We start from the raw sequence: 1,365 nt of genomic DNA, 5'->3' as shown, positions 1-1,365 counted from the left end.
TGGTGCCTCGAGGCGGAATCGAACCACCGACACGAGGATTTTCAATCCTCTGCTCTACCGACTGAGCTATCGAGGCAACGGGGCGCATTAAACTGGTTTTTGGCTTTGCCGTCAACGGTTTTTTTTAAACTTCTGCGTAAGTTTTGTTTTTTTATCCTGATTGATTAGAAATCACACCAAAACAAGGAAAAACTTAGCGAGGAAGTGCTTGTTGCTCCCGTTGTAAGGCTCGCATCATTGCCGGTCGTTGAGAGACAAAACGGCGATATTTATCGATCTTGGCTGGTAATTTCTGTTCAAAGGCAACGGCCCAATTTAGGGTGTGGGTTAAAAGCAGATCAGAAAGGGTGGGTAAGTTGCCGAATAAATAATCACTGTCGGGCAACCAGTGCTCTGCAACATTCACCGCTTTCTTAAATTCCCATCCGGCGACGGCCTGCATTTCTGGTAAACGAATCGGATCGGGGAGGGCATATTTGTGTTTACCGATACTCCACAGCGGTTGTTCTAGCTCTGAAATAATAAAGCTGAGCCATTGATGGTGGCGAGCTTGCTGTTCGATAGAGTGGTGGGGTAACCAATGAGGAGCGTATTTTTCGGCTAAGTACACACAAATCGCACTGGATTCGCATAAGGTCAGGTTGCCATCGACTAAGGTTGGCACTTTGCCTTCAAAGTTGCGTTGCAAGTAGTCATGAGATTTGTGTTCACCTTGCTGCAAATTGACTAGCTGGTATTGCCAATCAAGGCCGATCTCTTCCAGTAACCAAGATACGCGAAGTGAACGACTGCGGGGATATCCGTATAAGGTGATCATCTAGCATCCTTTTCCAACCATGTTGCTCCCAACGCCAGCGATCATCAAAAGTAAGTTAATGAATGATGTTGGGATGATTCTTTAACCCTAGACGAAGAATAGCGCAGCGCAAAGATCAGCGATGAGACCGGGAATTAGATTGGGTTTAGATTGAGTAAGGATGCTTAGTAGGTTGGCTGTGTTTAGCATCAAAAAGATACAAGGGAAAAAAAGCAAACGCCAGATACGAAAAAACCTCATCAAATGATGAGGTTTTCTCTAATTTGGCTCCCCCTGCGGGACTCGAACCTGCGACATACGGATTAACAGTCCGCCGTTCTACCAACTGAACTAAGGGGGAATTGTATGGTGCCTCGAGGCGGAATCGAACCACCGACACGAGGATTTTCAATCCTCTGCTCTACCGACTGAGCTATCGAGGCAAAAGTAGCGCCGAAGCGTAACTTTTGCAAAACTGCTAACGCAGTATTTGCTAAAGAATGGTGCCGACTACCGGAGTCGAACTGGTGACCTACTGATTACAAGTCAGTTGCTCTACCTACTGAGCT

Annotated in this window: 1 protein-coding gene and 4 tRNA genes; all 5 read right to left on the bottom strand. The window is 46.4% G+C overall.

Translation table 11 applies throughout. From position 1 onward, the window contains the following. The 5 genes from A3K86_RS08080 to A3K86_RS22635 all read right to left on the bottom strand — a co-directional run bounded on the left by A3K86_RS08080 (window position 1) and on the right by A3K86_RS22635 (window position 1,365). Window positions 1–76: transfer RNA gene (locus A3K86_RS08080), tRNA-Phe, on the bottom strand. Between the two features lie 117 nt (window positions 77–193). Further along, a complete protein-coding gene (locus A3K86_RS08075) occupies window positions 194–817 on the bottom strand; it encodes a glutathione S-transferase family protein (RefSeq protein ID WP_068330364.1) in 624 nt (207 codons plus the stop codon). Window positions 818–1,081: 264 nt separating this feature from the next. Beyond that, window positions 1,082–1,157, bottom strand: a tRNA-Asn gene (locus tag A3K86_RS08070). Window positions 1,158–1,163: 6 nt separating this feature from the next. After that, window positions 1,164–1,239: transfer RNA gene (locus A3K86_RS08065), tRNA-Phe, on the bottom strand. A gap of 58 nt (window positions 1,240–1,297) precedes the next feature. Continuing rightward, window positions 1,298–1,365, bottom strand: a tRNA-Thr gene (locus A3K86_RS22635).

Origin of the sequence: Photobacterium jeanii, from assembly GCF_001650345.1 — a bacterium.
In the GTDB taxonomy this organism is placed as follows: domain Bacteria; phylum Pseudomonadota; class Gammaproteobacteria; order Enterobacterales; family Vibrionaceae; genus Photobacterium; species Photobacterium jeanii.
The sequence above is the reverse complement of the archived record's forward strand: the minus strand, read 5'-3'. Positions and strand labels throughout refer to the sequence as shown.

Excerpts from the sequence above, each read along its gene's own strand:
- A3K86_RS08075 (WP_068330364.1), bottom strand. The coding sequence starts at position 817 with ATGATCACCTTATACGGATATCCCCGCAGTCGTTCACTTCGCGTATCT.